25 protein-coding genes are annotated in these 24,602 nt (G+C 67.3%); 11 read left to right on the forward strand and 14 right to left on the reverse strand.

Annotation, left to right across the window (positions count from 1 at the left end; genetic code table 11):
- The first annotated feature begins 74 nt into the window (after positions 1-74).
- The gene (locus LGN17_RS08110) at positions 75-1,562 is read left to right on the forward strand and encodes a carbohydrate porin (protein ID WP_226195827.1); all 1,488 of its coding nucleotides are present in this window, start codon (positions 75-77) and stop codon (positions 1,560-1,562) included.
- A 96-nt stretch (positions 1,563-1,658) separates the two neighbouring features.
- On the opposite strand, the gene treA is transcribed toward LGN17_RS08110, so the two are convergent.
- Both treA and LGN17_RS08120 read right to left on the reverse strand, forming a co-directional pair.
- A complete protein-coding gene (treA, locus tag LGN17_RS08115; protein ID WP_226195828.1) occupies positions 1,659-3,389 on the reverse strand; it encodes an alpha,alpha-trehalase TreA in 1,731 nt (576 codons plus the stop codon).
- Positions 3,390-3,525: 136 nt separating this feature from the next.
- Positions 3,526-4,155 (reverse strand): TetR/AcrR family transcriptional regulator, encoded by a 630-nt coding sequence (locus LGN17_RS08120; RefSeq protein WP_226195829.1) that lies wholly within the window; start codon positions 4,153-4,155, stop codon positions 3,526-3,528.
- Positions 4,156-4,177: 22 nt separating this feature from the next.
- Here LGN17_RS08120 and LGN17_RS08125 point away from each other — a divergent pair, with 22 nt between their 5' ends.
- The 3 genes from LGN17_RS08125 (at position 4,178) to LGN17_RS08135 (ending at position 7,712) form a co-directional block, all read left to right on the forward strand.
- Positions 4,178-4,717 carry a darcynin family protein gene (locus tag LGN17_RS08125; RefSeq protein WP_226195830.1) on the forward strand — a complete coding sequence of 180 codons (540 nt, stop codon included), beginning with the start codon at positions 4,178-4,180 and terminating at the stop codon, positions 4,715-4,717.
- 26 nt (positions 4,718-4,743) lie between these two features.
- Positions 4,744-6,132: an MFS transporter gene (locus LGN17_RS08130; RefSeq protein WP_226195831.1), complete on the forward strand. Its 1,389-nt coding sequence runs from the start codon at positions 4,744-4,746 to the stop codon at positions 6,130-6,132.
- A gap of 365 nt (positions 6,133-6,497) precedes the next feature.
- Positions 6,498-7,712, forward strand: coding sequence for a winged helix-turn-helix domain-containing protein (locus LGN17_RS08135; protein WP_226195832.1), 1,215 nt, complete (start codon positions 6,498-6,500; stop codon positions 7,710-7,712).
- Positions 7,713-7,763: 51 nt separating this feature from the next.
- Here LGN17_RS08135 and LGN17_RS08140 read toward each other — a convergent pair whose 3' ends face one another.
- Both LGN17_RS08140 and LGN17_RS08145 read right to left on the reverse strand, forming a co-directional pair.
- Positions 7,764-7,982 carry a DUF1653 domain-containing protein gene (locus LGN17_RS08140; RefSeq protein WP_006480837.1) on the reverse strand — a complete coding sequence of 73 codons (219 nt, stop codon included), beginning with the start codon at positions 7,980-7,982 and terminating at the stop codon, positions 7,764-7,766.
- Positions 7,983-8,039: 57 nt separating this feature from the next.
- A complete protein-coding gene (locus tag LGN17_RS08145) occupies positions 8,040-8,483 on the reverse strand; it encodes a GNAT family N-acetyltransferase (protein ID WP_226195833.1) in 444 nt (147 codons plus the stop codon).
- Between the two features lie 310 nt (positions 8,484-8,793).
- Between LGN17_RS08145 and LGN17_RS08155 the strand changes: the two genes are divergently transcribed.
- On the forward strand, positions 8,794-9,417 hold the full coding sequence (locus LGN17_RS08155) for an HAD hydrolase-like protein (protein ID WP_175953300.1): 624 nt from the start codon (positions 8,794-8,796) through the stop codon (positions 9,415-9,417).
- Between the two features lie 384 nt (positions 9,418-9,801).
- Complete coding sequence (locus LGN17_RS08160) at positions 9,802-10,371, forward strand: DUF4142 domain-containing protein (protein ID WP_226195834.1); 570 nt, start codon at positions 9,802-9,804, stop codon at positions 10,369-10,371.
- 108 nt (positions 10,372-10,479) lie between these two features.
- Here LGN17_RS08160 and LGN17_RS08165 read toward each other — a convergent pair whose 3' ends face one another.
- Complete coding sequence (locus LGN17_RS08165; protein WP_226195835.1) at positions 10,480-11,079, reverse strand: GNAT family N-acetyltransferase; 600 nt, start codon at positions 11,077-11,079, stop codon at positions 10,480-10,482.
- A 55-nt stretch (positions 11,080-11,134) separates the two neighbouring features.
- Positions 11,135-12,049, reverse strand: coding sequence for a LysR family transcriptional regulator (locus LGN17_RS08170; RefSeq protein WP_175953297.1), 915 nt, complete (start codon positions 12,047-12,049; stop codon positions 11,135-11,137).
- 109 nt (positions 12,050-12,158) lie between these two features.
- Here LGN17_RS08170 and lysA point away from each other — a divergent pair, with 109 nt between their 5' ends.
- Entirely contained in the window at positions 12,159-13,397 is a 1,239-nt protein-coding gene (gene lysA / locus LGN17_RS08175) for a diaminopimelate decarboxylase (protein WP_226195836.1), read from the forward strand.
- A 110-nt stretch (positions 13,398-13,507) separates the two neighbouring features.
- Here the strand turns inward: lysA and LGN17_RS08180 are convergent, their stop codons facing one another.
- Entirely contained in the window at positions 13,508-14,395 is an 888-nt protein-coding gene (locus tag LGN17_RS08180) for a DMT family transporter (RefSeq protein WP_226195837.1), read from the reverse strand.
- Positions 14,396-14,521: 126 nt separating this feature from the next.
- Here LGN17_RS08180 and LGN17_RS08185 point away from each other — a divergent pair, with 126 nt between their 5' ends.
- Together LGN17_RS08185 and LGN17_RS08190 are read left to right on the forward strand one after the other, a co-directional pair.
- Positions 14,522-16,000: a PLP-dependent aminotransferase family protein gene (locus LGN17_RS08185; RefSeq protein ID WP_226195838.1), complete on the forward strand. Its 1,479-nt coding sequence runs from the start codon at positions 14,522-14,524 to the stop codon at positions 15,998-16,000.
- A gap of 65 nt (positions 16,001-16,065) precedes the next feature.
- Positions 16,066-16,542: a hypothetical protein gene (locus LGN17_RS08190; protein ID WP_226195839.1), complete on the forward strand. Its 477-nt coding sequence runs from the start codon at positions 16,066-16,068 to the stop codon at positions 16,540-16,542.
- Positions 16,543-16,628: 86 nt separating this feature from the next.
- Here LGN17_RS08190 and LGN17_RS08195 read toward each other — a convergent pair whose 3' ends face one another.
- A complete protein-coding gene (locus LGN17_RS08195; protein WP_226195840.1) occupies positions 16,629-18,062 on the reverse strand; it encodes a nicotinate phosphoribosyltransferase in 1,434 nt (477 codons plus the stop codon).
- A 73-nt stretch (positions 18,063-18,135) separates the two neighbouring features.
- Complete coding sequence (locus tag LGN17_RS08200) at positions 18,136-19,176, reverse strand: bifunctional nicotinamide-nucleotide adenylyltransferase/Nudix hydroxylase (protein WP_175953291.1); 1,041 nt, start codon at positions 19,174-19,176, stop codon at positions 18,136-18,138.
- A gap of 181 nt (positions 19,177-19,357) precedes the next feature.
- Here LGN17_RS08200 and LGN17_RS08205 point away from each other — a divergent pair, with 181 nt between their 5' ends.
- Entirely contained in the window at positions 19,358-19,810 is a 453-nt protein-coding gene (locus LGN17_RS08205; protein ID WP_175968844.1) for a type II toxin-antitoxin system RatA family toxin, read from the forward strand.
- Positions 19,811-20,034: 224 nt separating this feature from the next.
- Positions 20,035-20,922, forward strand: a complete 888-nt coding sequence (locus tag LGN17_RS08210; RefSeq protein ID WP_226195841.1) for a DUF4261 domain-containing protein — start codon at positions 20,035-20,037, stop codon at positions 20,920-20,922.
- A 159-nt stretch (positions 20,923-21,081) separates the two neighbouring features.
- Here the strand turns inward: LGN17_RS08210 and LGN17_RS08215 are convergent, their stop codons facing one another.
- Genes LGN17_RS08215 through LGN17_RS08235 form a run of 5 tightly spaced genes read right to left on the reverse strand, consistent with a single transcriptional unit; the run spans position 21,082 to position 24,585 of the window.
- Complete coding sequence (locus LGN17_RS08215; protein WP_226195842.1) at positions 21,082-21,468, reverse strand: hypothetical protein; 387 nt, start codon at positions 21,466-21,468, stop codon at positions 21,082-21,084.
- Positions 21,469-21,494: 26 nt separating this feature from the next.
- Positions 21,495-21,878, reverse strand: a complete 384-nt coding sequence (gene speD, locus LGN17_RS08220) for an adenosylmethionine decarboxylase (RefSeq protein WP_175968847.1) — start codon at positions 21,876-21,878, stop codon at positions 21,495-21,497.
- Positions 21,875-22,024 carry a hypothetical protein gene (locus tag LGN17_RS08225; protein WP_155291822.1) on the reverse strand — a complete coding sequence of 50 codons (150 nt, stop codon included), beginning with the start codon at positions 22,022-22,024 and terminating at the stop codon, positions 21,875-21,877. Before LGN17_RS08225 ends, speD begins: the two co-directional genes overlap by 4 nt.
- The gene (locus LGN17_RS08230; protein ID WP_226195843.1) at positions 22,021-23,532 is read right to left on the reverse strand and encodes a DUF4178 domain-containing protein; all 1,512 of its coding nucleotides are present in this window, start codon (positions 23,530-23,532) and stop codon (positions 22,021-22,023) included. Before LGN17_RS08230 ends, LGN17_RS08225 begins: the two co-directional genes overlap by 4 nt.
- A 9-nt stretch (positions 23,533-23,541) precedes the next feature.
- Positions 23,542-24,585 (reverse strand): SPFH domain-containing protein, encoded by a 1,044-nt coding sequence (locus tag LGN17_RS08235; RefSeq protein ID WP_226195844.1) that lies wholly within the window; start codon positions 24,583-24,585, stop codon positions 23,542-23,544.
- Between the last annotated feature and the right edge of the window lie 17 nt (positions 24,586-24,602).

Genomic DNA, 24,602 nt, shown 5'->3' on the forward strand with positions numbered 1-24,602 from the left:
ATCGTCTCGCCACGCATTCCGCATCACCCTTTCGTTTCGTCAACCTAACTAATCCAACCGACAACGGAACCCACATGAAGCACTACCTCGAACCCGTCCCGCGCCAGTTCCGCGTCCATGCACTCGCCACGCTGCTGCTGTCGCTCGCCGCCGCACCCGCGTTCGCGCAATCGGCGCCGCCGGCAGCAGCCGCACCGACGGCCTGCGCCGGAGACGCCGCCGCGCCCGCACAACAGGCCGCCGATGCCGCCGCGCCCGCCCCCACCGGCTTCCAGGAGCGCTCGAACCTGCTCGGCAACATGGGCGGCCTGCGCGACAGGCTCGGCGATCGCGGTATCACGCTGAGCCTGCAGGAAACCAGCGAGTACCTATACAACACGTCGGGCGGCACGCATCGCGGCGGCGCGTACCAGGGGCTCACGCAATTCGGTTTCAACGTCGACACGGGCAAGGCGGTCGGCCTGCCGGGCGGCACGTTCAACGTGTCGGCGCTGCAGATTCACGGCACCAACCTCACACAGCGCTACCTGCAGACGCTGCAGACCGCGACCGGCATCGAGGCGAATTCGACCACGCGCCTGTGGGAACTCTGGTACCAGCAGTCGCTGCTCGACGGCAAGGTCGACGTGAAGGTCGGCCAGCAGAGCGCCGACCAGGAATTCATGGTGAGCCAGAACGCGGCGACGTTCATGAACGCGACGTTCGGCTGGCCCGTGCTGCCGTCGACCGACCTGCCGGCCGGCGGCCCCGCGTATCCGCTGTCGTCGCTCGGCGTGCGGCTGCGCGTGAAGCCGTCCGACGCGTGGACCGCGATGGTCGGCGTGTTCGACGGCAACCCGGCCGGACGCAGCGACGGCGATGCGCAGGTGCTGAACGCGCACGGCACCAACTTCAACCTGCGCAGCGGCGCGTTCGTGATCGGCGAAGTGCAGTACGCGCTGAACGCGCCGCCCGACGATCCGAAGGCGCCGCAGCCGGCCGGCCTGCCGGGAACGTACAAGCTCGGCTTCTGGTATCAGTCGCAGCATGCGAACGACCCGCGCGACGGCACCGACGGCCTGTCGCTCGCGAATCCGGAAAGCAACGGCATCGCCGCCACCCATCGCGGCAACTACGGCTTTTATGCGGTCGCGGACCAGATGGTGTGGCGGCCGTCGGCCGACAGCGCGCGCTCGGTCGGCGTGTTCGCGCGCGTGATGGGCGCGCCGGGCGATCGCAATATCGTCGATTTCGCCGCCAACGCCGGCGTGACGCTGAAGGCGCCGTTCAAGAGACGCGACAACGACGTCGCAGGCATCGCCGTCGGCTACGCGAAGATCGGCTCGCATGCGCGCGGCCTCGACGGCGACACCGGCGTCTACACGACGCCCGGCTATCCGGTACGCCGTGCGGAGACGGTCGTCGAGGCGACCTACCAGTACCAGGTCACGCCGTGGTGGCAACTGCAGGCCGACCTGCAGCACTTCTTCCGTCCGGGCGGCGGCATCCCGAACCCGAACGCGGCCGGTGCGCGCATCGGCGACGAAACGGTGGTCGGCGTGCGCACGACGATCACGTTCTAACGCAAGCCTGATGCAAACCCGGGCGGGACGGCCGCTTGCGCGGCAGTCCGGCCCGTGCGTTCTCGCGCGACGCAGGCGCGCGGCCCGCGCCGCGCTTCACTCGCCGTACAGGCCGAGCAGTTTCAGCGTGACGCCGTTGGTCCAGCCGAAACCGTCCTGCAGCGGATATTCGCCGCCCCCGCCGCCGCCCGTGCCGGCGCCTTCGACCACGTACTTCTCGACGAGCTTGCCTTCGGTCGCATACACATGCTTCACGTCGGACAGGAAGCGCGTGCCGATGTCCTTCGCGAGCGCCGGTTCGCCATAGCGCCGCAGCCCGTCGATCGCGATCCACTGCAGCGGCGCCCAGCCGTTCGGCGCATCCCACTGCTGCCCCGTGTTCTCGGTGGTCGTCGCGAGGCCGCCTGGCTGCAGCAGCGTCTTGCGCACCTCGCGTGCGGTCGCCTTCGCGCGCTCGGGCCAGGCAACACCCGCGAACAACGGATACAGCGCGGCGGCCGTCACGGCGTCGCGCGGCTTGCGCTGCTGCCAGTCGTAGTCGCCGTAGTAGCCGCGGCGGTTCCACAGATAGCGGTTGATCGCGGCCGCACGCCGAGCCGCGCGCGCTGAAAAATCGGTCACGCACGGCACGTCGCGCGTGACCGTGCAGCCCTTCACGATCGTCGTCTCGAGATGGAACATCAGGCTGTTCAGGTCGACCGGCACGATCGACGTCGTGCGGATCGTCGCGAGCGTCTTGCCGTCGCCGAACCAGCGCGAGCTGTAGTCCCAGCCACTTTCGGCGCCCGCGCGCAGGTCGCGGTAGACCTCGTTCGCAGGTCGCGCCGGCACCGACTTCGCGGTCGTCACGTCCTCGAGATACGACTCGTCGCGCGGTGTATCGCTAGCGTCCCAGTAGCGGTTCAGCACCGCGCCGTCGGGCATCGTGACCACGTGGCGCGCAGCCTGCCCGCGCGGCGTCGTGGTTTCGCCCTGCATCCAGTACGCATGTTCCTTGCGCAGTTCCGGCAGGTATTTCCGATAGACGTTGTCGCCTTCGGCCTGCGCGGCGAGCGTCACCATGTACGCGAAGAACGGCGGCTGTGAGCGGCTCGCGTAGTACGTGCGGTTGCCGTTCGGGATGTGCCCCATCGTGTCGATCAGGTGGGCGAAGTTGTCGAGCATGTTGTCGACGAGATCCTCGCGACCCGACACCTGCAGCCCGAGCATCGTGAAATAGGTATCCCAGTAGTAGCCTTCGCGGAAACGGCCACCCGGCACGACATACGGCTTCGGCAGCGGAATCAGCGAACTGTAGGGCGGCACCGTCGTGCTCGTGCGCGTGAGCTGCGGCCACAGCCAGTCGATGTGCTGGCGCAGCGTCTGGTTCGGCGGCGGCGTCACGCCGCCTTCCGGTGGCGGCGTGAAATGCTGGTCGACGAACGCCTTCAGCGAGAAGCCCGGCTGCGATTTCTGTTGCTGATACAACTGCACGATCGTCGCCGGATCGCTATCGGGCGTCGCGTCGACGAAGGTCTTCTGGTCGGGATAGATCTGCGCGGTCTGCACCGCGACGAACAGGTCGCCATAGAGCTGGCTCGGCGGCGGCAGCAGCGTGCCCGATGCGGGGACGGCAACCGCGGTTGCAGCAGGCGGAGCCGACTGGGCAGTTGCCTGGTTCGCGTTATCGGCCTGTGCGGCGCAGCCGGCCACGGCAAGATACGCGACGGCCAATGCGGCGGCCCAGCGAAGACGCCGCACGGGTGGCGGTGAGAGACGGGGCGAGAAATGCGTTGAGAAGCGGCTTGAAAAGCGCGATGCGATCGATGCGGCACGACGTGACGTCATGACGTGTCCCCTCCTTTGGATGGTGAGTGGGTCGGCACGAGGTCTCGTTCGCGCGCGCGCTCGTCTCGATGGCCCTCGATCGATGCGCGTCGTTTGGTGGTGCGAGTAGGTCGGAATGTCGCACGAAACGTGCACATCAAGCAAGTTTCGATTCGCGCGACTCGCGCAGATAACCGCGCATGGCCCGCCACACGCGCGCGTCGAGCGCATCCGCATCGGTCTCGCCGCGCGCGCCCGCCGCATCGACGATCCCTTTCACGATTGCGAGCAGATCGTGTGCGACGACGTCGGGCGCCGCGACGCGCGGCGCATCGCGCAGCCCGAGCGCATGCAGCAGCGTCGCGTGGATACGATCCGCGACGCGTGCGGTGCGCGCGCCGAGCGGCAGCCGCGCCTCCTCGAAATCGATCAGCCGCGCGAGCACGGGACGGCGCATCTGGTGCGCGACGGCCGCGCGTACCAGTGCGCGCAGTACGTCGTCGCACGACGACAGCGCGCCAGCCCGGTCGACGTCGTCGAGCAGATGCGCACTCTCGCGCTCGACGAGCGCGGCCGTCAGCGCATCGCGATTCGGGAAGTACTGATAGAGCGACCCGATGCTCACACCGGCCAGCGCCGCTACCGCGTTCGTCGTGTAGCCGTCGAAGCCGTCGCGCTCCAGAATGCGAGCGGCGGCCTCGACGATCGCGTCGACGGTGGCCAGCGAGCGACGCTGGCGCGGCGCCTTGCGAGGCGACAGCGGGATTCGTGAAGACGATTCGGCCATGGTCGGAATGCGAGCTTCGAATATGAGCAAACGCTCATATTCTAGAAACACCCTTCCGCCCCGTCAAAAAGGAATCCACGCGACCCTGCCCACCCTGCTCATCGTCGTGAAGACGCGCCCCGAACGGCTCGGCGTCCCCATGCCGGAGCGCTTGCGGCCGCCGCGCGAATGCATCGCGCCGATCCGCGAAACGCGACGCGAACGCGCGTCGCCGCGCCTCTACGCCGCCGCGCTCTGCTCGGCGCGCGTGACCGACGGGCGTATCGGCGCCGGGCAGGATCACCGCGCATGCGAACGCGCGATCGCGGCGCTTCGAGCGAGGCCGCTCCGGGATCGGTGCTTCGACATCGCCGAGATCCTGCCGGGTGTGGAGAACGCACATGCGGCCAACGACGACGCGGTCGCACCGTCTGCCGTCCAGGTGCATGCGGGATACCGGCGCGATGCAGGCGCCGCATTTGCGCAGTCGTTCTTTTCGTCGCGCCCGCTAACAAAGACGACTGTTGCAACATGCGGAACAACTGTTGTCGTACGTGACTCAACGGTCACAATGTGGGCATAATGGCGTCTTTACCGCGCGCCCAGCCCATGTCGCCCGTCTTTCTAGCACCGCTCATCGTTGCCTGTGCGTTGTTCATGGAAAGCGTCGACGCGAACATCATCGTCACCGCCCTCCCCGCGATGGCGAGGGATTTCGGGCACAGCCCCGTCACATTGAACATTGCGATCACGGCCTACGTGGTCGGGCTCGGCGTGTTCATTCCGATCTGCGGCTGGCTGGCCGACCGCTTCAGCGCACGCTCCGTGTTCCGCACCGCGATCGGCATCTTCGTGGTCGGCTCGCTGATGTGCGCGGCATCCAGTTCCCTCGGCGTGCTCACGTTCGCGCGCTTCATCCAGGGCGTCGGCGGCGCGATGATGGTGCCCGTCGGCCGCATCATCATCTTCCGCGCCGTGCCGCGCTCGGATCTCGTGCGCGCGATGAACTACCTCGCGATTCCCGCACTGTTCGGGCCCACGGTCGGGCCGCTCGTCGGCGGCTTCATCACGACCTACCTGCACTGGCGGATGATCTTCTTCATCAACGTGCCGATCGGCATCTACGGGATCTACCTCGCGAGCAAGCACATCGCGAACACGCGCGAGCCCGATCCGGGCCCGCTCGACTGGTTCGGCTTCGTGCTGTCGGCCAGCGGCGCCGCGCTGCTGCTGATGGGTCTCACGCTGATCGACGGCTCGCTCACGTCGCGCTCGAACGCGCTCTTCATGTGCGTGACCGGCACCGCCCTGCTCGCGCTCTACGTGCCGTATGCGCGCCGCAAGGAGCGCCCGGTGCTCGACCTCAGCTTCCTCAAGATCCCCACCTATCACGCGAGTGTCGTCGGCGGGTCGCTGTTCCGTATCGGCCTCGGCGCGGTGCCGTTCCTGCTGCCGCTCGCGCTGCAGGAAGGGCTCGGCATGAGCGCGTTCCATTCGGGGCTCATCACGTGCGCGTCCGCGTTCGGCGGCGCCATGAGCCGCTCAACGGCCACCCATACGCTGCGCCGCTTCGGCTTCCGCACGGTGCTGATCTACAACGCGGCATTCGCGGGCCTCGCGATTGCCGCCTACGGTGTGTTCCATCCCGGCATGGCGACCTGGGCGATCTGGCTGATCGTGCTCGTCGGCGGCATCTTCCCCGCGCTGCAGTTCACGAGCCTGAACTCGATGATCTACGCGGACATCTCGCCGCGCGACGCCGGCCGCGCGACGAGCCTCGGCAGCGTCGTACAGCAGATGTCGCTCGGCCTGGGCGTGACGGTCGCCGGCCTCGTGCTGCACATTTCGCACTGGCTGCAAGGTCATCAGAAGATGGTGTGGTCGGATTTCTGGCCCGCGTTCGTCGTGGTCGGGCTGTGCTCGTTCGCGTCGATTCCGATCACGCGGCGGCTGCCGCCCGGCGCCGGCGACGAAGTCGCGCGCGGCAAGCGGCAATAACACGCCGACAGACGAACGGGAAAAGACGGAAGGGAACGCGGCTCGCGAAGCAAACCGGAAAAACCAAAAAAATCAGCGGACATCCACACGGGGCCGGTGCACAGCCGCATGGATGTCCGCTCAGGGCTCCGGGTCTCCCGATGGGGGTTGAGAATCCCGGATTCGCTTCCTGCGTGCCATGGACATATGTGCGTCGGAAGCAAAATCGTTGCGCGCCTTTATCGTCGCGCCATGAACTGCACTATAGGGAAACTTGCGAAACGCATCTGTCAACCATTGTCAGACACGTTGCATCGGCACGTCGCACGCGCGCGCCGCTTTCGCGCTAAAGTGGTTCCCGACCATCACTCCCGTCCGCCCTTCCGATGCTTACGCTCTCGCCCGCCGCCGCCCGCGCGCTGCATCTCGCCGCACAAGGCCTGCTGACGCCGCCCCGCCGCAAGGCCACCAAATCCGACGTGCTCGACACGATCCGCCGGATGGCGCAGTTGCAGATCGACACCATCCACGTCGTCGCGCGCAGCCCGTATCTCGTGCTGTTCAGCCGTCTCGGCGATTTCTCGCCGCAGTGGCTCGACGAGCATCTCGCCGAGGCACGCCTGTTCGAATACTGGTCGCACGAAGCGTGCTTCCTGCCGATCGAGCAGTTCGGCTTGATGCGCTACAAGATGCTCGATCCGTCGGGGATGGGCTGGAAGTACGCGGCCGCGTGGCATGAGCAGAATCGTCCCGACATCGAGCGGCTGCTCGCGCGGATTCGCGCCGAAGGCCCGGTACGGTCGGCCGATTTCGCCCGCGAGGATGGCGTGAAAGGCAACGGCTGGTGGGATCGCAAGCCCGAGAAGCGTCACCTGGAAGTGCTGTTCACGACGGGCGACCTGATGGTGTCGGAACGCCGCAATTTCCAGCGCGTGTACGACGTGCGCGAGCGCGTGCTGCCCGACTGGGACGACGCGCGCGACCTGCCGCCGCGCCACGCCGTGCTGCCTACGCTGCTCGACTACACGTGCCGCGCGCTCGGCGTCGTGCGCGCGGACTGGGTGGCCGACTACTATCGGCTGCCGCGCCGTTCGTACCGCGCGGAACTCGAGCAGCTCGCGAGCGCGGGCGACCTGATCCCGGTGGCGATCGACGACTGGAAGGAGCCGGCCTACGTGCATCGCTCGCTCGAAGCGTTGCTGCCCGCCGCGGAGGCCGACACGCTGCGCTCGACGGTCACGACGCTGCTGTCGCCGTTCGACCCGGTCGTCTGGGACCGGCGGCGTGCATCGACGCTGTTCGGTTTCGATTACACGATCGAATGCTATACGCCCGGGCACAAGCGGCGTTACGGCTATTTCTGCCTGCCGGTGCTGCATCGCGGGCGGCTGGTCGGGCGCATCGATGCGAAGGCGCATCGCACGCTCGGCACGTTCGAACTGAAGGCCGTGCATGTCGAGCCGGGCGTGCGGTTCGGCACGGGGCTCGCGGCCGATGTCGCGAAGGCGGTGAAGAAGCTCGCGGCGTGGCACGGCACGCCGGAAGTCACGGTCGGGCGGCAGGCCCCGCCGGAGCTGGTAAAGGCGCTGGCCGGCGCGTAGACGTCCGCACCGCCGGCTGGCACGGCGGCGGCGCGCGCCGCCGGCCGTCAATCAGTCGCGCAGCTTGCGGAAACGCGGCGTGCCGTCTTCGAGGTTCCCGTTGAACATCGCTTCCGGCCGTACCCACAGCCCGCGTGCATGCGGCCACAGGTGTTCGTACACGACCACCGATTCCTCGGTTTCGGAATGGCGGGCAACGCCGATGTAGCGATACAGCCCGCCCTTGTAATGGCGATGCGTCGCGAGCTGTTCGGCTTCCTGTTCGGTCATGATGGGCTTCTCTTCGGCAAAAACGGAAAGCGCGTATTGTATGCGCTGCGCCGTGCGTCAGCGCTTCGCGTAGATGTCCGGACGGCGGATCTCCATCACCCGCTCGGGGTTCGCCGACGGCCCGAAGCCGACCGGCCGGTACAGCTCGTGCGCATCGGACGTCACGAGCATGATGCGACGCAGCCCCTGCACCATCTCCTGCGCGAACACGTGGTCGATCAGCGCGCGACCGTAGCCGTTGCCGCGTTCGACCGGCAGCACGAACACGTCGCACAGGTACGCGAACGTCGCGTGATCGGTCACGAGCCGCGCGAACCCGACGAGCCGGTCGCCCACGTAGGCGCCGAAGCACAGCGAGCCCTCGATCGCACGCTCGACCACGTCGCGCGGAATGCCCTGCGACCAGTACGCGTCGCGATGCAGGAAGTCGAAGATCGCGTCGACGTCGAGTTCGCGCTTGTCGGTGGAAAATCTCAGCGTGGCGGGGGCGGCAGCGGGCACGTCGGTCTCCGGTTGGTGTGGTGGAAGGCGAAATGCCGACGATACCGCGCGGCGCGAGGGGCTACAAGCGGCGACGCGTATCGACTGCATGCCGACGGACGGGCGTCTACTCGCCTGCGGCTCACGGCGCCCGCAACGCGCGATCTGCGTTGCAACGCTTCAACGGCAGCGGCCGGGCCGCCACGATCCGCGTGACCTCGCGCGGGCGCGGGTCGATTTCCAGGTCGAGGCATGCGCAATCGACCGTGCGGGCAACGGGCCTCGATTCGGCGACAATGTCGCCTGTCCAATGAACCCGCCACGCCGCTTCATGCCCTATCGCCTCATCGCATTCGACTTCGACGGCACGCTCGCCGATTCGCTAGACAGCTTTCTCGCGGCGCTGTCCGAAGCGTCGCGCATGCACGGCTTTCGCGACGCCACGCCCGAGTTGCGCCCGGCGCTGCGCGGCATGTCGGCGCGCGACATCGTTCGCGCGCTCGACGTGCCGATGTGGAAAGTGCCGCGCGTGACGATCGACATGCGCCGCCTGATGCGGCCGCGCGTCGCCCAAGTGGCGTTGTTCCCCGGCGTCGGCGAAACGTTCGACGCGCTCGCCGCGCGCGGCATCCGCATCGCGATCGCCACGTCGAATACCGAGGAGATCGTGCGCGACCGGCTCGGCCCGCGCGCCAGCAGCCGCGTCGAGCATTTCGCATGCGGCATTCCGCTGTTCGGCAAGGCGCGTCGCCTGCGCGCGCTCGTTCGTGAGGCCGGCGTACGCGCCGATGAAGTACTGTATGTCGGCGATGAAATCCGCGACGCCGATGCGGCACGACGCGCACGCATCGCCTTCCAGGGTGTCGCGTGGGGCTACACCGCGCCGGACGCGTTGCAGGCGCATTGCGCGACACCGTTGCTGCCCCGTCTCGACGCATTGCTCGATCGCGTGTGACGCACCCGTGCGCTTCGTGCGCACGGCTCGACCCGCCGCTCGACGCGCACGACACCTCGGCACGACGATGACTTGCAGATGACACCCACGTGCATTCAGCACACCCCACGCACGCAAGAATTGCCGCTGTCGCACACGCAACAGGTACGCAATACCGGTCGTCACGCTTGCTCGGCGATTCGTCTTACCAACCGTTACACAAACCACAGCGCGGTTGCACCTGCGACCGGATCGCTCTCCTAGAATCGGTCGGGCCGGGCAACACTTCGACCGGCGCCGCGGCAGAGCGGCGGTCGAATCCGGCCCGGGCGCGCCCGGTCTCTCGCACAGCGACGGATCACGAGATCCGTTTTTCAACCCGAGCCCCGATCGAAAGGAGGTCCCATGAACCGCTTTCCCCACATCTCGCGCCTTGCCTTGTCTGCCGCTGGCCTGCTTCTCGTCGCCGTGACGGCGACCGCGCAAACCGCACAACCGGCACCGAACGCACCGGCCGCCGCCGCGACGCGCATCCACGAAGCCGACCAGGCCTTCATCACGGACGGCACGAAAACCGTGTCGACGCAGCACGACGCGGCGCGCATCGCCGATTCGCGCACGTCGGACAGCCAGGTCAAGGCGTTCGCGCAACGCGTGTCGACCGACGATGAAAAGATCATCCAGGCCATGCGCGCGGCGAGCCCGCGCGGCGTCGACGTGCCGGCCAACGACCCCGACACGGCCGCGCTGGACAGCATCAAGAACCTGCGCGGCGCCGAGTTCGACAAGGCGTATATCGAGCAGGTCGCGCTCGCCGGCCAGCAGAAGGCCATCTCGGCATTCCAGGCCGAAATCGCGTCGGGCCGCGACACGAAGCTGAAGGAAGTCGCCCGCCAGTCGCTGCCGATCCTGCAGAAGCATTACGCCGACGCGCAGAAGCTCGCGGAACGCCACCACCTCGCATCGGCGCAGTAACGCGCCCGCTACGCCGCGCCGTCGTGCGCGGCGCACTGCTTCCCCTGTCGTCGCGTCGCCGCGCCCCTTCCGGCGGCGCGACGCACGTCAAACGCCACACTTCACGCGTTACGTCGCGAGTTTCGCCAACAGCCGCGCACGCACTTCCGGCCATTCGTCGTCGATGATGCTGAAGCGCACCGAATTGCGCTTGCGGCCATCCGGCATGATCCGTTCGTGCCGCACGATACCTTCCTGCTTCGCACCGAGCCGCAGGATCGCCGCGCGCGATTTCTCGTTCAGCTCGTCGGTCGTGAACTGCACGCGCACGCATTGCAGCACGTCGAACGCATAGCCCAGCAACAACCATTTCGCTTCGGTGTTCGCGCGCGTGCGCTGCGCCGATGCGCTCAGCCACGTATGGCCGATCTCGAGCTTGCGGTTCTGGCGATCGATCTTCCAGAAACGCGTGCTGCCGATCACGCGGCCCGATGCGCGATCGACGATCGTGAACGGCATCACGGTGCCGGCGGCGCGGCCCTGCAGTGCGGTGTCGAGATAGGCGTCGATCGTCTCGGGGCCTGGCACGACCGTGACCTTCAGGTTCCACAACTGGCCGTCCGCGGCAGCGTCCAGCAGCGCCTGCCGGTCGGACGAGGCGAGCGGCCTCAGTTCGACGCGTTCGCCAGTCAGGATCGGTTGTTCGAGGGAAGCGGAAGCATCGGTCATGAGGGGTTCCGGAAAGAGACGACGATGGCGGCAAAACGCCCATCATACGGCCGCGTCAGCCGAGGAGCGCGGCCAGCCGGCGGCGGATCGCCTTCGCCTCGCTGCGCAGTGCGTCGGCGAACGCATCGACGAGCAGGCTCTTCGGCCGGTGCGCGGGCACGATCACGCTGACCCGGTACGGAAACGACCGCGTGAGCGGCCGCACGTGCAGGTCGCGCCCGACGAAATCGAGCGCGGTCAGCGGATTGACGATCGCGGCGCCGAGCCCCTGCCGCACGAACGCGCACACCGACACGGCCGACGGTGTTTCGACGACCGAGCGCGGCGCCACGCCGAGCTGCGCGAACGCCTCGTCGATCAGAATGCGGTACGGATCGTTCAGCGACAGGCTCACGAACGGGCGATCGGCGAGATCCGGCAGATCGATCGCATCCTGCGCGAGCAGCGGATGGCCGTCGGGCAGCACGCACACTTCGTCGACCTCGAGCAGCGGCGTGAGCACGGTGCCGGCCGGCGCGACGTCGTGCTCGGTCAGCCCGAGGTCGTAACGCTGCGCGGTCAGCCACTCTTCGAGCACCGGCGATTCCTGCGTCGCAACCGACACGCTGACGCCCGCGTGGGCCTCGTGAAAACGCCGGCACGCGCCGGGCAGGATCGCGTGCGAGAACGCCGGCAGCGCAATCACCGACAGCTGACCGTCACGAAACTCGCGCAGGCGCGCGGCGGTTGCCGCGACGCGCTCAAGCCCCACATACGCAAGCCGCACATCGTCGAACAGCGTGAGCGCGGCCATCGTCGGCCGCAGCCGGCCATGCGCGCGCTCGAACAGCGCGAAGCCGACGACCTGCTCCATGCGCGCAAGCTCGCGGCTGATCGTCGGTTGCGACGTATAGAGCATCTCGGCCGCGCGCGTCGTGCTGCCGGTGACCATCAGCGCGCGAAAGACCTCGATATGGCGGTGCGTGAGCATGATCTTCTATATCAGATATGAATCAAATGTTGATAAACAGGCATTTTACTGTATAGGCAATCAGGCGCATCATTCACCCTATCCGTTCATTCGACCCGATTCATCCGCCATGTCCCTCGATTCCCGCCAGCTCGCGACGCTCGCGCAGCAATACGGCACCCCGCTGTGGGTGTACGACGCCGACGTCATCCGCGACCGCATCGCCCAACTGCGTCAGTTCGACGTGATCCGCTATGCGCAGAAGGCGAACTCGAACGTCCATATCCTGAAGCTGATGCGCGAAGAAGGCGCATGTGTCGATGCCGTGTCGCTCGGCGAGATCGAGCGCAGCCTCGCGGCCGGGTTCAGCCCTGCCGGCGAGCCGGAAGGCGTCGTGTTCACGGCCGACCTGATCGACCGCCCGACGCTCGCGGCCGTGCTGAAGCACGGCGTGACCGTGAACGCCGGTTCGCTCGACATGCTCGCGCGCATCGGCGAGCACGCGCCCGGCCACCGCGTGTGGCTGCGCGTCAACCCCGGATTCGGCCACGGTCACAGCAACAAGACCAACACCGGCGGCCCGCAGAGCAAGCACGGCATCTGGATCGACGACGTGCCGCGCGCGATCGAGATCGTGCGCCGGTACGGGCTGAAGCTCGTCGGCATCCACATGCATATCGGTTCCGGAGTCGACTACGGCCACCTGTCGCAGGTGTGCGATGCGATGGTCGATCTCGTCACGTCGCTCGGCCATGACATCGACGCGATCTCGGCCGGCGGCGGCCTGTCGATTCCGTATCGCGACGGCGAGCCGCGCGTCGACGTCGGCCACTACTTCAGCCAGTGGGACGCCGCGCGCAAGCGGATCGAACGGCATCTCGGCCACCCGGTGCGCATCGAGATCGAACCGGGCCGCTTCCTCGTCGCCGAAGCCGGCACGCTCGTCACCGAAGTGCAGGCCGTCAACCGCCGGCCGAAGCACGATTTCGTGCTGATCGACGCGGGCTTCAACGACCTGATGCGCCCGTCGATGTACGGCAGCTACCACGCGGTGTCGGTGCACACGCACGAAGGCGCGCTGCCGGCCGGCCGGCCGCTCGTCGATCTCGCGATCGCGGGGCCGCTGTGCGAATCGGGCGACGTGTTTACGCAGGACGCGGGTGGCGTGGTCACGCACCGCAAGCTGGCGCAGCCGCAGATTGGCGACCTGCTGTTCCTGCATGATGCTGGCGCGTACGGCGCGTCGATGTCGTCGAACTACAACAGCCGGCCGCTCGCGCCGGAAGTGCTCGTCGATCGCGGTGTGCCGCGGCTGATCCGCCGCCGGCAGACGATCGACGAATTGCTCGCGCTCGAAACGTTCGAGTAACGCGCTTTCGTCGAGACGAAAGCCAACGGCCAGGCTTGCCGCTACCGGCAGCCTGGCCGTTTTGCTTTTCGGCGCACGGCCAGCCATATGGCGGCATGTGCACCGTCGCGTCAGCTCGCCCGCTGCACGGGCGCCATCTTCGAAAAGTACTTCGCGCCCGCCACGCAGCCGACCACGACGACCGTCACGACGACCATCGACGGCGGCACCGTCTCGTGCAGCAGCCCGGCCGCCAGCAGGAAACCGAAGAACGGCTGCAGCAGTTGCAACTGACCGACGCCCGCGATCCCGCCGAGCGCGAGCCCGCGATACCAGAACACGAAGCCGATCAGCATGCTGAACAGCGACACGTACGCGAGCCCCCATAGCGCGGCGGCATCGACGCCGTCGAACGACGCGGGCCGGGTGAACCACGTGAGCGGCAGCATCAGCGGCAGCGACAGCACGAGCGCCCACGAGATTACCTGCCATCCGCCGAGTTCGCGCGACAGGCGCGCGCCTTCCGCATAGCCGAGGCCGCACGCGACGATCGCGGCCAGCATCAGCGCATCGCCGACCACCGACGCGTGGCCGCCATTGCGCAACGCAAACGCGGCCACCGCACCGCTGCCGACGATCGAGAAGATCCAGAACGGCAGCCGCGGCCGTTCGCCGCCGCGCCATACGCCGAACAGCGCGGTCGCAAGCGGCAGCAACCCGACGAACACGATCGCGTGCGCCGATGTCACGTGCTTCAGCGCGAGTGCCGTCAGCAACGGAAAGCCGATCACGACCCCGAGCGCGACGATGGCGAGCGACACAGCCTCGGCACGCGTCGGCCGCCGCTGCTTGAGCACGACGAGCAGCAGCAGGCCGAGCGCACCGGCGATCGTCGCGCGCGCAAAGGTGAGGAACAGCGGGTCGAGCCCCTGCACCGCGATACGCGTCGCGGGCAGCGAGCCACTGAAGATGATCACGCCCAGCAGGCCGCTGAGCCATCCGTCGGTCGTCTTTTGCACGGGAAATCCTGAACGGGAAAAGAGGATCACCGATGATCCGCCGCCCGCGAAAACCGCGTAAGCTACGGCCCAATACAATTCGGACAAACTGTACTGGACGACTGGCCGTACAGTTCATTCTTCGTCATGAACCAGACCGCCCCGCTTCCCGTTCCGCCCACGCAGTCGCGCACGCGCGTGGAAACCGTGATGGATACGTTGCGCGCCCGAATCGCGAGCCGCGCGCTGGTGCCCGGCGCGCGCGTACCGTCGATCCGGATGATAGCGGACGCGCTCGGCGTGTCGAAATCGACCGTCGTCGATGCGTACGAGCGGCTTGCGAGCGAAGGCGTGCTGGTCTCGCGGCGCGGCTCGGGTTTCTATGTGTCGGGACACGCGCCACCGCTCGCGCTCGCCGATCTCGGCCCCCGGCTCGATCGCGGGCTCGATCCGCTGTGGCTGTCGCGCCAGTCGCTCGAGGCAGCGCCCACCTCGGTGAAGCCCGGTTGCGGATGGCTGCCGCCGTCGTGGCTGCCGGACGAGAGCCTGCGCCGCGCGCTGCGCGCCGCGTCGCGCGACGAATCCGACGCGCTGACCGACTACGCGACGCCGCTCGGCCTGCCCGCGATGCGCCAGCAGCTCGCGTGGCGGCTCGCGCAGCACGGCATCCAGGCCGAACCCGCGCAGATCATGCTGACCGACGGCGGCTCGCACGCGCTCGATCTCGTCTGCCGCCTGCTGCTGGAGCCGGGCGACACGGTCGTGCTCGACGATCCGTGTTACTTCAACTTCCAGGCGCTGCTGCGCGCGCACCGTGCGCGGATCGTCAGCGTCCCGTACACGCCGAACGGCCCCGATCTCGCGCGCTTCGAGCAGGTGCTCGCCGAGCACCGGCCGCGCCTGTACATCACCAACGCGGCGCTGCACAACCCGACCGGCGCGACGCTCGCGGCGCCCGTCGCGCACCGGCTGCTGACGCTTGCGGCCGAGCACGGTCTGCTGATCGTCGAGGACGACATCTTCGCGGATTTCGAGAGCACGCCCGCGCCTCGCCTCGCGGCCTTCGACGGGCTATCGCGGGTCGTGTCGATCGGCAGCTTCTCGAAGACGCTGTCGGCCGCGATCCGCTGCGGCTATGTCGCCGCGCGCCCGGAATGGATCGAGGCGCTCGTCGACCTGAAGCTCGCAACATCGTTCGGCCATGGGCAGATCGGCGCGAACGTCGTACACCGGCTGCTCGTCGACGGCACGTACCGGCGCCATGTCGACAGCCTGCGCACGCGCCTCGCGGACGCGATGGGCGAAACGCTCCGGCGTCTCACACGCGCCGGGCTGCGGATCTGGACGGAGCCGCGCGGCGGGCTGTTCGTGTGGGCGGAGTTGCCTGACGGACTCGACGCCGCGCGTGTCGCGCGCCATGCGCTGGACCACGAGGTGGTGCTCGCGCCCGGCAACGTGTTCAGCGCGTCGCACGGCGCGACGTCGTACCTGCGTTTCAACGTGTCGCGCTGCAAGGGGCCGGCGGTGTTCGATGCGCTGGCGCGGGCGATGGAGGTCGTGCGTGTCGAGGAACGCAGTGGCATGCAGGCGGATGCGGGCGGACATGCCTCCGCTCGGGAATACTGAAACCCAGCAATTAGGCAAACAATTACAAAATGGATCGGTACATTTTTCGACGACAGGATTCTGTGGTGACATTTCTTGCACGCGCGATATGCATCGCGATCTGGTCCTGCCTCGCGTTTTCGATGCCATCCACGGCTTGTACGGTTTCCGAAGACATGCTTGACAGCGTCCCGCTCAATTCCGACGCGATCCCTAACGAGGATCGCGTCAAGATTACAGAGATGGTCATTCGCGCGCGCCAATGGCCCGGCGCCGAAATTCGAGGCATCGTCACCGCCGGAGCCTACATCGGGGAAGTCAATCCACAGGGGCTGGCGCTGCGGCGAGCGGCACACCTGAAGGAATTCCTGATACAACTCGGTGTGAAGAGTGAGAACATCTGGTCGGATACCCACATCATCTCGAAACCGTATCCGAAAGACAGCGCCGGTTATGAAGGCTATCTTCAGATCGGTCTGACACTGGTGCCGCTTTGCAACGATGGATGTCGGCACTTGTGCGGCGATCCGCGCATCACGCCGACATCCAGAACATTTCGCTGAGGCAGCCCGCCGCTAAACGACCCCGCAATCGCGTCGTATCAGCGACGGCGTGACCCGAGCCTCTCGCGCCGCCTCCGCCTCCCGCATCACACCTCCCCCGCGTGCGCCCTCGCCCGCACTTCCGCGAACGACGTATCGACGAGCAGCCGCCCCGTATCGAACACCGTTTCGAGCGCGTCCTCCCATTCGCCTTCCAGCATCCGGTCGTCCCATGCGGCGGGCAGCGTCGTCGTCCGATACTCGCCGGTGCGGAAACTGCGCAGCAGCGTGAGCCGCCCCTTCTTCGAGCGCTTGCCCTGATCGGTAACCGGATCCTTGCGGACGTCGTGCCACACGCCGCCGCGCCGGATCGCCGAGCACTTCATCGCGAAACGCTGCGTATCGCGGTTCACCTGCTGCAGCAGCGCGCCGCCCATGCCGAACACGACGTTGCCGGCCGCATAACCCGCGTCGTCGAGCGCGGAGAGAATAGCATCGATCGACAACTCGTCGACACCATCGCCCTGGATCACCCGCACGCGATTCAGCACGCGCCGCCCCTTGCCGTTCACGGTCGAGCCGAACGATGCGTCGAGCGCGCGCACGGTCTGCAGCACGATCGGCACCGGGTCGCCCGAATCGGGACGCACGACCAGTGTCGCGCCCGAATCGAGCACGGCCTGCCGAAGCTCGCCGCCCCACAGATCGAGCGCGGCGAACAGATCGTAGGAGTCCGACACGACCGACACGATCGCACCAGGCAGGCCAAAGCGGCGAATCATGTTCCGGTACGCATCGGCTTCGTGCTCGCGGCCCCACGACGTGATCGTGCTGTGCTCGGCCGCCGGCACCGAGTACGCGGCCATCGGCTCGCGATAGAAGCGGTTCGCGGCCAGCACGCCGAGCACCGTGTCCGAACCCATGAAGTTCACGAGGTGCGCCGCGCCGCCGATCGCGGCCGACTCCGCGCTCGATACGCCGCGCGCGCCGAAGTCGTGCAGCTTGAACGGCAGTTGCGCGAGATCGTCGTCGGTCTTCTCGAGGAAGCGGCGGATCGTCTGCCGCAGGTGCCAGCTGCGCGTCGCGACCGTCACCGGATACCACACGCGCAGCAGCATCGTCTCGAGATACGACGCGAGCCAGAACACCTGCGGGTCGTCGCATTCGACCGTCATCAGCACGTTGTGCACCGGCACGACCGAGCCCTCGGGCACCGCGCGGATCTTCACCGGCAGGTAGCCGTCGTAGCGTTCGACGATGTAGCGCCACCCCGCTTCGTTGAACGGCTCGCCGTGCACCGTGAAGAAGTCGCGCGCCTCGTCGATCATCGCGTGCGTGATCGGCTTGCACAGATATTCCTTCAGCAGCATCTGCAGGCCGAAGAACACCGTACGGTCGTAACGGCCGCCGCGCGATTCGACGTACGAGAACATCGCCGACGCGTCGGGCGGATATTGCAGGAAGTGGGACGCCTTGTACGAATCCGTGTTGAGGATCGGATTGGCGAGAACCGCGGCAAAGCCGCCGAGATCGTTTTGCATGGCTAGAGCTCCTCTAGGCCGTTGAAGTGCCGCCGCGTCTGTCGCGGCGGACGGAATGCGGGGAATCAGCGGATCACAGCTTCCCCAGGAAGTGATACGCGATGTCGAAGTGATCCTCGAACATCACGTTGCGCATCTGCGCGAATTCGTTGAGCGGCACCCAGCGCGCCTTGTCGGCGTCGTCGCTGCCCTTCACGCGCGGCAGCTCGCCGGTCGGGAAGTTGAACAGGCACGCGTGCGTGATCGTGCGGCCGCGCAGCGAACGCGTCGGGTGGTCGAATACCTGGCGATCCTTGATCGAGCCGCGCAGCACGGGCTCCGGCAGCTTCAGGCCGGTTTCTTCACGCAGCTCGCGGATACAGGCCGCGTCGAGCCGCTCGTCCTGGTTCACGAACCCGCCCGGCAGCGCCCACAGGCCGCGGCCCGGTTCGCTGCGGCGGCGCACGAGCAGGATATGGCCCGAATGCACGACCACCGCGTCGACCGTCACGAACGTGACGGGATAAGGCGCGGCCGCCCACGCCTTGCGATACCCGGCGATGAATTCGGCTTCCGACTTCAGCTGCGCGAATTCCGGCTGCGTGCGGAAACGCTCGAGCCAGCCGAACACGGGTTCCGGCACGGCCCACTGCACGAAGCTGTTCGGGCGTTCGGCGAAATACTGGTCGCGGATCTCGGTGGCGGAAATGTCTTCCGTCGCGTCGACATCGACGAGCTCCCATTGCGGGAACATCCGCAGGTAATACGACGTGGCGTCCTTCTCGTGGCCGATCAGCCCGACCTTGCGCTGCGCGATATCGCCGAGCGCGGACGCGACCGCGTCCTGCACCCAGCGCACCCAGTCGCCGTCGTTGTAGGTCGAATCCTGCAACGGCGCGATCGTGACGCGGTCGCGCTCGGACGCATCGAGCAGCGAAGCCAGCATCTGGCGGCGCTCGTCGAACGAGAACGGATCCTTGATGGTGCGGGGCTTGTCGGTCGATCCGATCAGCACGCACACGCGCTCGGCCCGGCTCAGTGCCGACTTCAGCACGTTCAGGTGACCACGATGCGGAGGCTGGAAACGACCAATGAAAACGAGCGCGTCGAAGCGCCGGTTCTGTTGCGTACTCATGAGGCTCCCTCAAGAGAGTGAAACGCTTCGGGTCTTTCCCGAAGGGTTGAAACGAATCCTAGGGGAAATCCCGGGGTGCGTCAATCGAACCCATCCTCGACTTGACGAAGTCTGAAGCAATGCGCGTTATTGGCGGGTTACACTCGATTTCATCCCAATCCGCGCCATTGCGCCCACCATCATGAGGATCTCAGTCAGCCGGACCGTCGGTGTCGATCGCAGACGCCTCTTCACGTGGTCGCAGGATTACGCGCGGCGGCTCGTGTGGGACAGCTTCCTCACCGACGCCTATCTGCTCGACGGCACGACGGCCGGCGTCGGCGTCGACGCGTTCTGCCGCAGCCAGTCGGGCGCGACGATGGTGTCACGCTACATCTCGTACCGTCCGCCGCAGGTCGCCGCCGTCGAGATGGTCGACGGGCCGAAAGTGCTCGAGCGCTTCAGCGGCAGCTGGAACTTCACCGAGCACACGCCCGGCACGACCGAGGTGAAATTCACGTACCACTTCCGCGCCCAGCCGGCCTGGCTGCGCTGGCTGCTCGAACCGCTGATCGGCGCGTTCTATCTCGTGCAGACGCGCCGGCGTCTCGATTCGTTCAAGCGCTGGGCCGAAGCCGAAGCGCTGCCGCACTGACCGTCGCTGCCGCGGGCCACGCGCCCGCACGGCCCGGCGTGTCCGCACCACCTCCTCCCAACTGGGTTCGAACGCGCCACCTCCGCGCCGTCGGGCATTCGCCGCGCATTTGCCAGATTCGCCGAACCCGGGGAAACTACGGGCGGCCGTCGCCCTGACGGCGCGCCCCGACCGAGAGAACGGGGCATTCCTCCCTGAAACGGCTGCGACACGAACCTGATCCGATGAGCCTGATATCCCGATTCTTTGGCCGCAACGAAGTACCCGAAAACCCCGTTGCGCTGGTCGCGGCACCGGACGTCGAGAATCCGCTGAGCGTGACGGTCGTCTTCGACGGCCCGCTGAAGGTCGACGTCGCCGCGCTGACGGCCGGGCTGCGCGCGTACCATCCGAGCATGAAGCAGGCGCGCGTCGAGACCGAGCCGACGCTGGAGCAGGTATTCGGGCTCGCCGGCTGGGGCAACCATGTCGTCCGGCTCGTCGGCTTCGACGCGCCCTATCCGTCCGAGGCGCTGGAAACATGTGTTGCACCGGCCCACTACGGGCAGGACCTGAAGCAGCAGGTGCGAGCAAGTCGCAGCCACGTGATCCTCTACTACGCCGGGCACGAAGCGAATCCGCTCGACCAGTATGTCGCGCTGGCGGCCGTCGCCGGCGCGCTCGCCGAACAGAACGGCCTCGCGGTGCTGAACGAGCACGCGCACACGTCGCTGCCGGCCGGCGTCTTCAATGCGAAGGAACTCGGCGAGGAAAGCCTCGAAGTGCTGCGGGATATCCCGCTGAACCTGTTCTTCTGCGGTTTCGTGAAATACGAAGTCGAAGGCGTCGACGGCGTGTGGATGCGCACCTATGGCGCCGACGTGTTCGGCCTGCCCGATTTCGCCGCGCTCGCGGAAGGCCATCACGAGGGCGAACGTTACTCGGGCATCTTCAACAACGTGATGCATTACCTGCTGGAAAGCGGCGCGCGCATGCAGGCAGGCGAAACGATGCAGATCGGCACGGAGACGTTCATGAAGCTGCGCGAACCGCTCGAGCACGAGTACTACCTGCAGGGGCCGGCACCCGTCCTGGTGGCCGAGCTGATTTCGGCGGACCAAATCAATCGCTGATTTCAACCCGTCGCCTCTTGCCGCACGGCGCACGGGTTCAAGACTTCGCGAACCGCTTGCTGCGCTGCGTCAGCTGACGGCGGCGCGGCGTTGCACGGCGTGTCGTCGTTCCGGTTCGACCGGTAGCGGGAACATCGCGGCGTTCGCGGCGGCCCAGCCCTAACGGGCGCCGACCCCGCGCAACGGGAACGTTTCCGCCCCCGCATCGCGGCGCAACGTGACCTCCGTACCGGTCAGCCATCCTGACGATTTCAGGATCGGGCGCGCGATCGCGTACAGGCGGTCGGCGCTCGTACCGTAGAAGTACAGGTAACCGTCGTTGCCGTCGCGATGCACTTCGGTCTCGCCCAGTTCGCCGGCGCCTGCCTGCTTCACCGCGCGATCCAGCCGTTGCTCCAGCGCGTGAAGGCGCGCGTTGTCCTTGTCGTAGTAATCGAAGTGAACCATCACGACCGGGCCGGGCGGCTTCGGCGGCACATCGGCGGCGGCATTGCCCGCCAGCAGCGCCCAGCCGAGCAACGCGGCAAATCGGATTCCGTTACGCATATCGGTCAAGAGAGTGAAATGCCCGCTCACGTCGGCGCGCCGCCGCGCGCAACCTGCTGCCGGACTTGTGCCTGCGTACCGAGCGCGGCAGCGATCGCATCGACGGCATCGGCCGCACGCGCCGCGCCGCACATGAACGCGTCGACGGCCGCGAAGCGATGCTCGGGCCACGTATGGATCGTGATGTGCGATTCGGCGAGCAGCACGACGCCCGTCACGCCATGCTCACCGCCGAAATGATGGAAATGCGCGCCGATCACGCGTGCGCCCGCCTGCTGCGCCGCTTCGACGAGAAGCGCCTCGAGGCGCGCGGCGTCGCGCAGCAGCGCCGCGTCGATGCCGGCCAGGTCGGCCAGCACGTGCGCACCGAACGTCGCGCGCGGTGGTGCGATCGCGTCGCGCACGGTCATTTGTGCGACCCGTACGACGAGTAGCCGCTGCGGGCCGACGAACTGCCCCAGCCGCTGCCGCCCGAACCGCTGCCGCCGATCGATGCGCAGCTGAACAGCGTGACGACGATCAGGCCGTAGATGCCATAGAGGATGTACCGGATCACGCGCTGCCCCCGTCCGACGCAAAGCTCCTCCACAGCCATTCAGGCAGCCACAGCACCAGCAGGCCGACCAGCACGTAGACGGAGCGGCCGCTGAACGAGAACAGCGAGCCCATGTTCAGGATCAAGAGCAGCGCGCTGAACACGAGCGGCAGCGGCGCGAAACTGTGCGGGCCTTTCCGGCCGAACAGGCCCGTCGACGCAGCGGCGCCCGTTGCCGCCGCGGCCGTCGCGAGCGCCGGCGTGCCGAAGCGTTCGGCAAGCGTGCTGCCCGACAGCGGCCGCGCGCGCGACCAGACGATCTCCGCGTCGCTGCGCTCACGCGTCAGCTTGTCCTTCTGCCAGCCGTAGTCGATGATCGACGTGCGATCGCCCACCTGCACGCGCCAGTTGAACGCACCGACCACGTAGACGACCTCCGAATCGTATTCCTCGCGCAGGCGGTAGGTCTTGCCGCCGTCGGTCACGTCGGACTCGCTGCCGATCGTCGGCCATTGGTCGAGCACCTGCACGCGTTCCCAGCGCCCTTCGCTCTGCACAAGCCACAGGAACCCGCGCTTCGGGTTCAGCAACAGGTATTCGTCCCACGTCTCTTCGTCGTCCGGCACGCGGCAACGCATCATCCCGATCACCGTGTACTTCACGCCGTCGAACGTGCCGATCGCGCCGAGCTCCAGCGCCCCCTTCACCGCGTCGAGCTTGCGCTGCGCCGCGAACACGGTCTGCTGCTCGGCCGTGTACTGCACGCCCGCATGGCAACTGCCGCACACCACGTAGTCGGCGACGTTCGGCGCATACGACAGCGGCGCGCCGCAGCTCGGGCACGCGAACGGCACCATCTCCGCGCCGCGCTTCTCGCGCGTATCGTTTTCGGTATCGCGCAGCCCGGTGAATGCGAGCGCATCGAATTCGAGCGCTTCGCCCGTGTAGACGGCCGGACTCCCGCCGTTCGAATCGGCGTCGGAATAGTCGTAGGTCGCGAACGCGTTGCCGGTGCGCAGGTCGACGACGCGTGCCTCCCAACCGGCATCGACGCGAAACGGCAGCTCGCCGTCGCCGCCCGTGCAGCGCGCGGTGCGCACGTCCGACACGAGAAACGCGCGGCCACCGTGGTCGATCCGCATGCCCGGTTCCAGCGTGCCGAACGCAGGCCACGCGCCGCCGGACGCATCGTCGGGCTCGCGCACCGTGATCGCATACTGGCCGGACGCATCCGACAGCCAGCCGAACGTGCCGTCGTCGAACACGACATACCACTCGCTCCACGCGCCGGCGTCGTAGGTCATCTGGATGCGCCCGAGCACCGTGAACGTACGCTTGCCGTAGCGACCGGCCGTGCCGATCTGGATCGGCGACGCATCGTCGAGCACCGTGGCGAGTTCGCCGATACGTTCGACGTCGGTGCCGCGCTTGAGCAGCGTGCTGCGACAGGACGCGCAGACGGCCATCACCGCCGCCGCCGAGCGAAACTCCACTGGCGCGCCGCACTGGGGGCACGAGGTGCTGAACATGCGCGACGCTTACCGGGTCAGCTTCGCGAGGATCTCGGCCTTCGCGCGCGAATATTCGTCTTCGGTCACGAGGCCCTTGTCGAACAGCGCCTTCAACTGTTCGAGCCGCTGCACGTAATCAGTGCCTTCCGCCGGCGCGGCAGCCACCGGCGCGGCGGCGGGGGGCGCGGGCGGTGCTGCCGGCGCCGATTGCGCGGCGCCCGCCATCTGGCCAGCCATCGCCTGCCCGATCGCCGCACCGGCGGCGAGCCCAGCGCCGATCCCGGCGATGCCGCCCGGGTTCTGCGCGGCGAGCGGAATCGCCTGCGCGGTCTGGTATTGCGTGGCGCGGGCAAGATCCCCGGCCATCCCCGCGCCGATCCGCAGGTCGAGCGCCTTCTGCAGCTCCGCCGGCAGCGACACGTTCTCGACCGCGAACGCGTCGAGCGCCAGGCCGTAGCGCGTAAACACCGGCGCCAGCGCCTCGGCGACGCGCTGCGACAGCAGCGACTGGTTCGCGGCCATGTCGACGAACGGGACGTCGGCCGAGCCGAACGTGGTGCTCATCGCGGTGACGACCAGGTTGCGCAGTTGCTGTTCGAGATCGTCGACCGTGTACTGCGCCCGCGTGCCGCTGACCTCGCGATAGAACGCGCCCGCGTCGACGATCCGGTACGAGTAGATGCCGAACGCACGCACCTGCACGAAGCCGAATTCGCGGTCGCGGATCGTCACCGGCTGCGCGGTGCCCCAGCGCCGGCCGAGCTGCAGCCGCGTGCTGAAGAAATAGACGTCCGACTTGAAAGGAGACTGAAAGAGTTTGTCCCAGTTCTTCAGGTACGTGAGCACCGGCAGCGTGTTCGTTTCCAGCGTGTACAGCCCCGCCTGGAAGATGTCGGCGACCTTGCCTTCGTTGACGAAGATCGCGACCTGCGTTTCGCGCACGGTCAGCTTGCCGCCGTAGCGGATTTCCATGTCTTCCATCGGATAGCGCCAGGCCAGCACGCCGTCGGTGTCTTCGGTCCATTGCAGGACGTCGACGAACTGCTTGCGGATAAACGATCCCAGACTCATGTCGGTCTCCTCGAAAC

The organism is Burkholderia sp. AU30280, assembly GCF_020420125.1.
Classification (GTDB): Bacteria; Pseudomonadota; Gammaproteobacteria; order Burkholderiales; family Burkholderiaceae; genus Burkholderia.

Bases quoted from the DNA above. Each gene is read 5' to 3' on its own strand.
- LGN17_RS08110 (WP_226195827.1), top strand. From the start codon at position 75: ATGAAGCACTACCTCGAACCCGTCCCGCGCCAGTTCCGCGTCCATGCA.
- treA (WP_226195828.1), bottom strand. From the start codon at position 3,389: ATGACGTCACGTCGTGCCGCATCGATCGCATCGCGCTTTTCAAGCCGC.
- LGN17_RS08120 (WP_226195829.1), bottom strand. From the start codon at position 4,155: ATGGCCGAATCGTCTTCACGAATCCCGCTGTCGCCTCGCAAGGCGCCG.
- LGN17_RS08125 (WP_226195830.1), top strand. From the start codon at position 4,178: ATGAGCAAACGCTCATATTCTAGAAACACCCTTCCGCCCCGTCAAAAA.
- LGN17_RS08130 (WP_226195831.1), top strand. From the start codon at position 4,744: ATGTCGCCCGTCTTTCTAGCACCGCTCATCGTTGCCTGTGCGTTGTTC.
- LGN17_RS08135 (WP_226195832.1), top strand. From the start codon at position 6,498: ATGCTTACGCTCTCGCCCGCCGCCGCCCGCGCGCTGCATCTCGCCGCA.
- LGN17_RS08140 (WP_006480837.1), bottom strand. From the start codon at position 7,982: ATGACCGAACAGGAAGCCGAACAGCTCGCGACGCATCGCCATTACAAG.
- LGN17_RS08155 (WP_175953300.1), top strand. From the start codon at position 8,794: ATGCCCTATCGCCTCATCGCATTCGACTTCGACGGCACGCTCGCCGAT.
- LGN17_RS08160 (WP_226195834.1), top strand. From the start codon at position 9,802: ATGAACCGCTTTCCCCACATCTCGCGCCTTGCCTTGTCTGCCGCTGGC.
- LGN17_RS08165 (WP_226195835.1), bottom strand. From the start codon at position 11,079: ATGACCGATGCTTCCGCTTCCCTCGAACAACCGATCCTGACTGGCGAA.
- LGN17_RS08170 (WP_175953297.1), bottom strand. From the start codon at position 12,049: ATGCTCACGCACCGCCATATCGAGGTCTTTCGCGCGCTGATGGTCACC.
- lysA (WP_226195836.1), top strand. From the start codon at position 12,159: ATGTCCCTCGATTCCCGCCAGCTCGCGACGCTCGCGCAGCAATACGGC.
- LGN17_RS08185 (WP_226195838.1), top strand. From the start codon at position 14,522: ATGAACCAGACCGCCCCGCTTCCCGTTCCGCCCACGCAGTCGCGCACG.
- LGN17_RS08195 (WP_226195840.1), bottom strand. From the start codon at position 18,062: ATGCAAAACGATCTCGGCGGCTTTGCCGCGGTTCTCGCCAATCCGATC.
- LGN17_RS08200 (WP_175953291.1), bottom strand. From the start codon at position 19,176: ATGAGTACGCAACAGAACCGGCGCTTCGACGCGCTCGTTTTCATTGGT.
- LGN17_RS08205 (WP_175968844.1), top strand. From the start codon at position 19,358: ATGAGGATCTCAGTCAGCCGGACCGTCGGTGTCGATCGCAGACGCCTC.
- LGN17_RS08210 (WP_226195841.1), top strand. From the start codon at position 20,035: ATGAGCCTGATATCCCGATTCTTTGGCCGCAACGAAGTACCCGAAAAC.
- LGN17_RS08215 (WP_226195842.1), bottom strand. From the start codon at position 21,468: ATGCGTAACGGAATCCGATTTGCCGCGTTGCTCGGCTGGGCGCTGCTG.
- speD (WP_175968847.1), bottom strand. From the start codon at position 21,878: ATGACCGTGCGCGACGCGATCGCACCACCGCGCGCGACGTTCGGTGCG.
- LGN17_RS08230 (WP_226195843.1), bottom strand. From the start codon at position 23,532: ATGTTCAGCACCTCGTGCCCCCAGTGCGGCGCGCCAGTGGAGTTTCGC.
- LGN17_RS08235 (WP_226195844.1), bottom strand. From the start codon at position 24,585: ATGAGTCTGGGATCGTTTATCCGCAAGCAGTTCGTCGACGTCCTGCAA.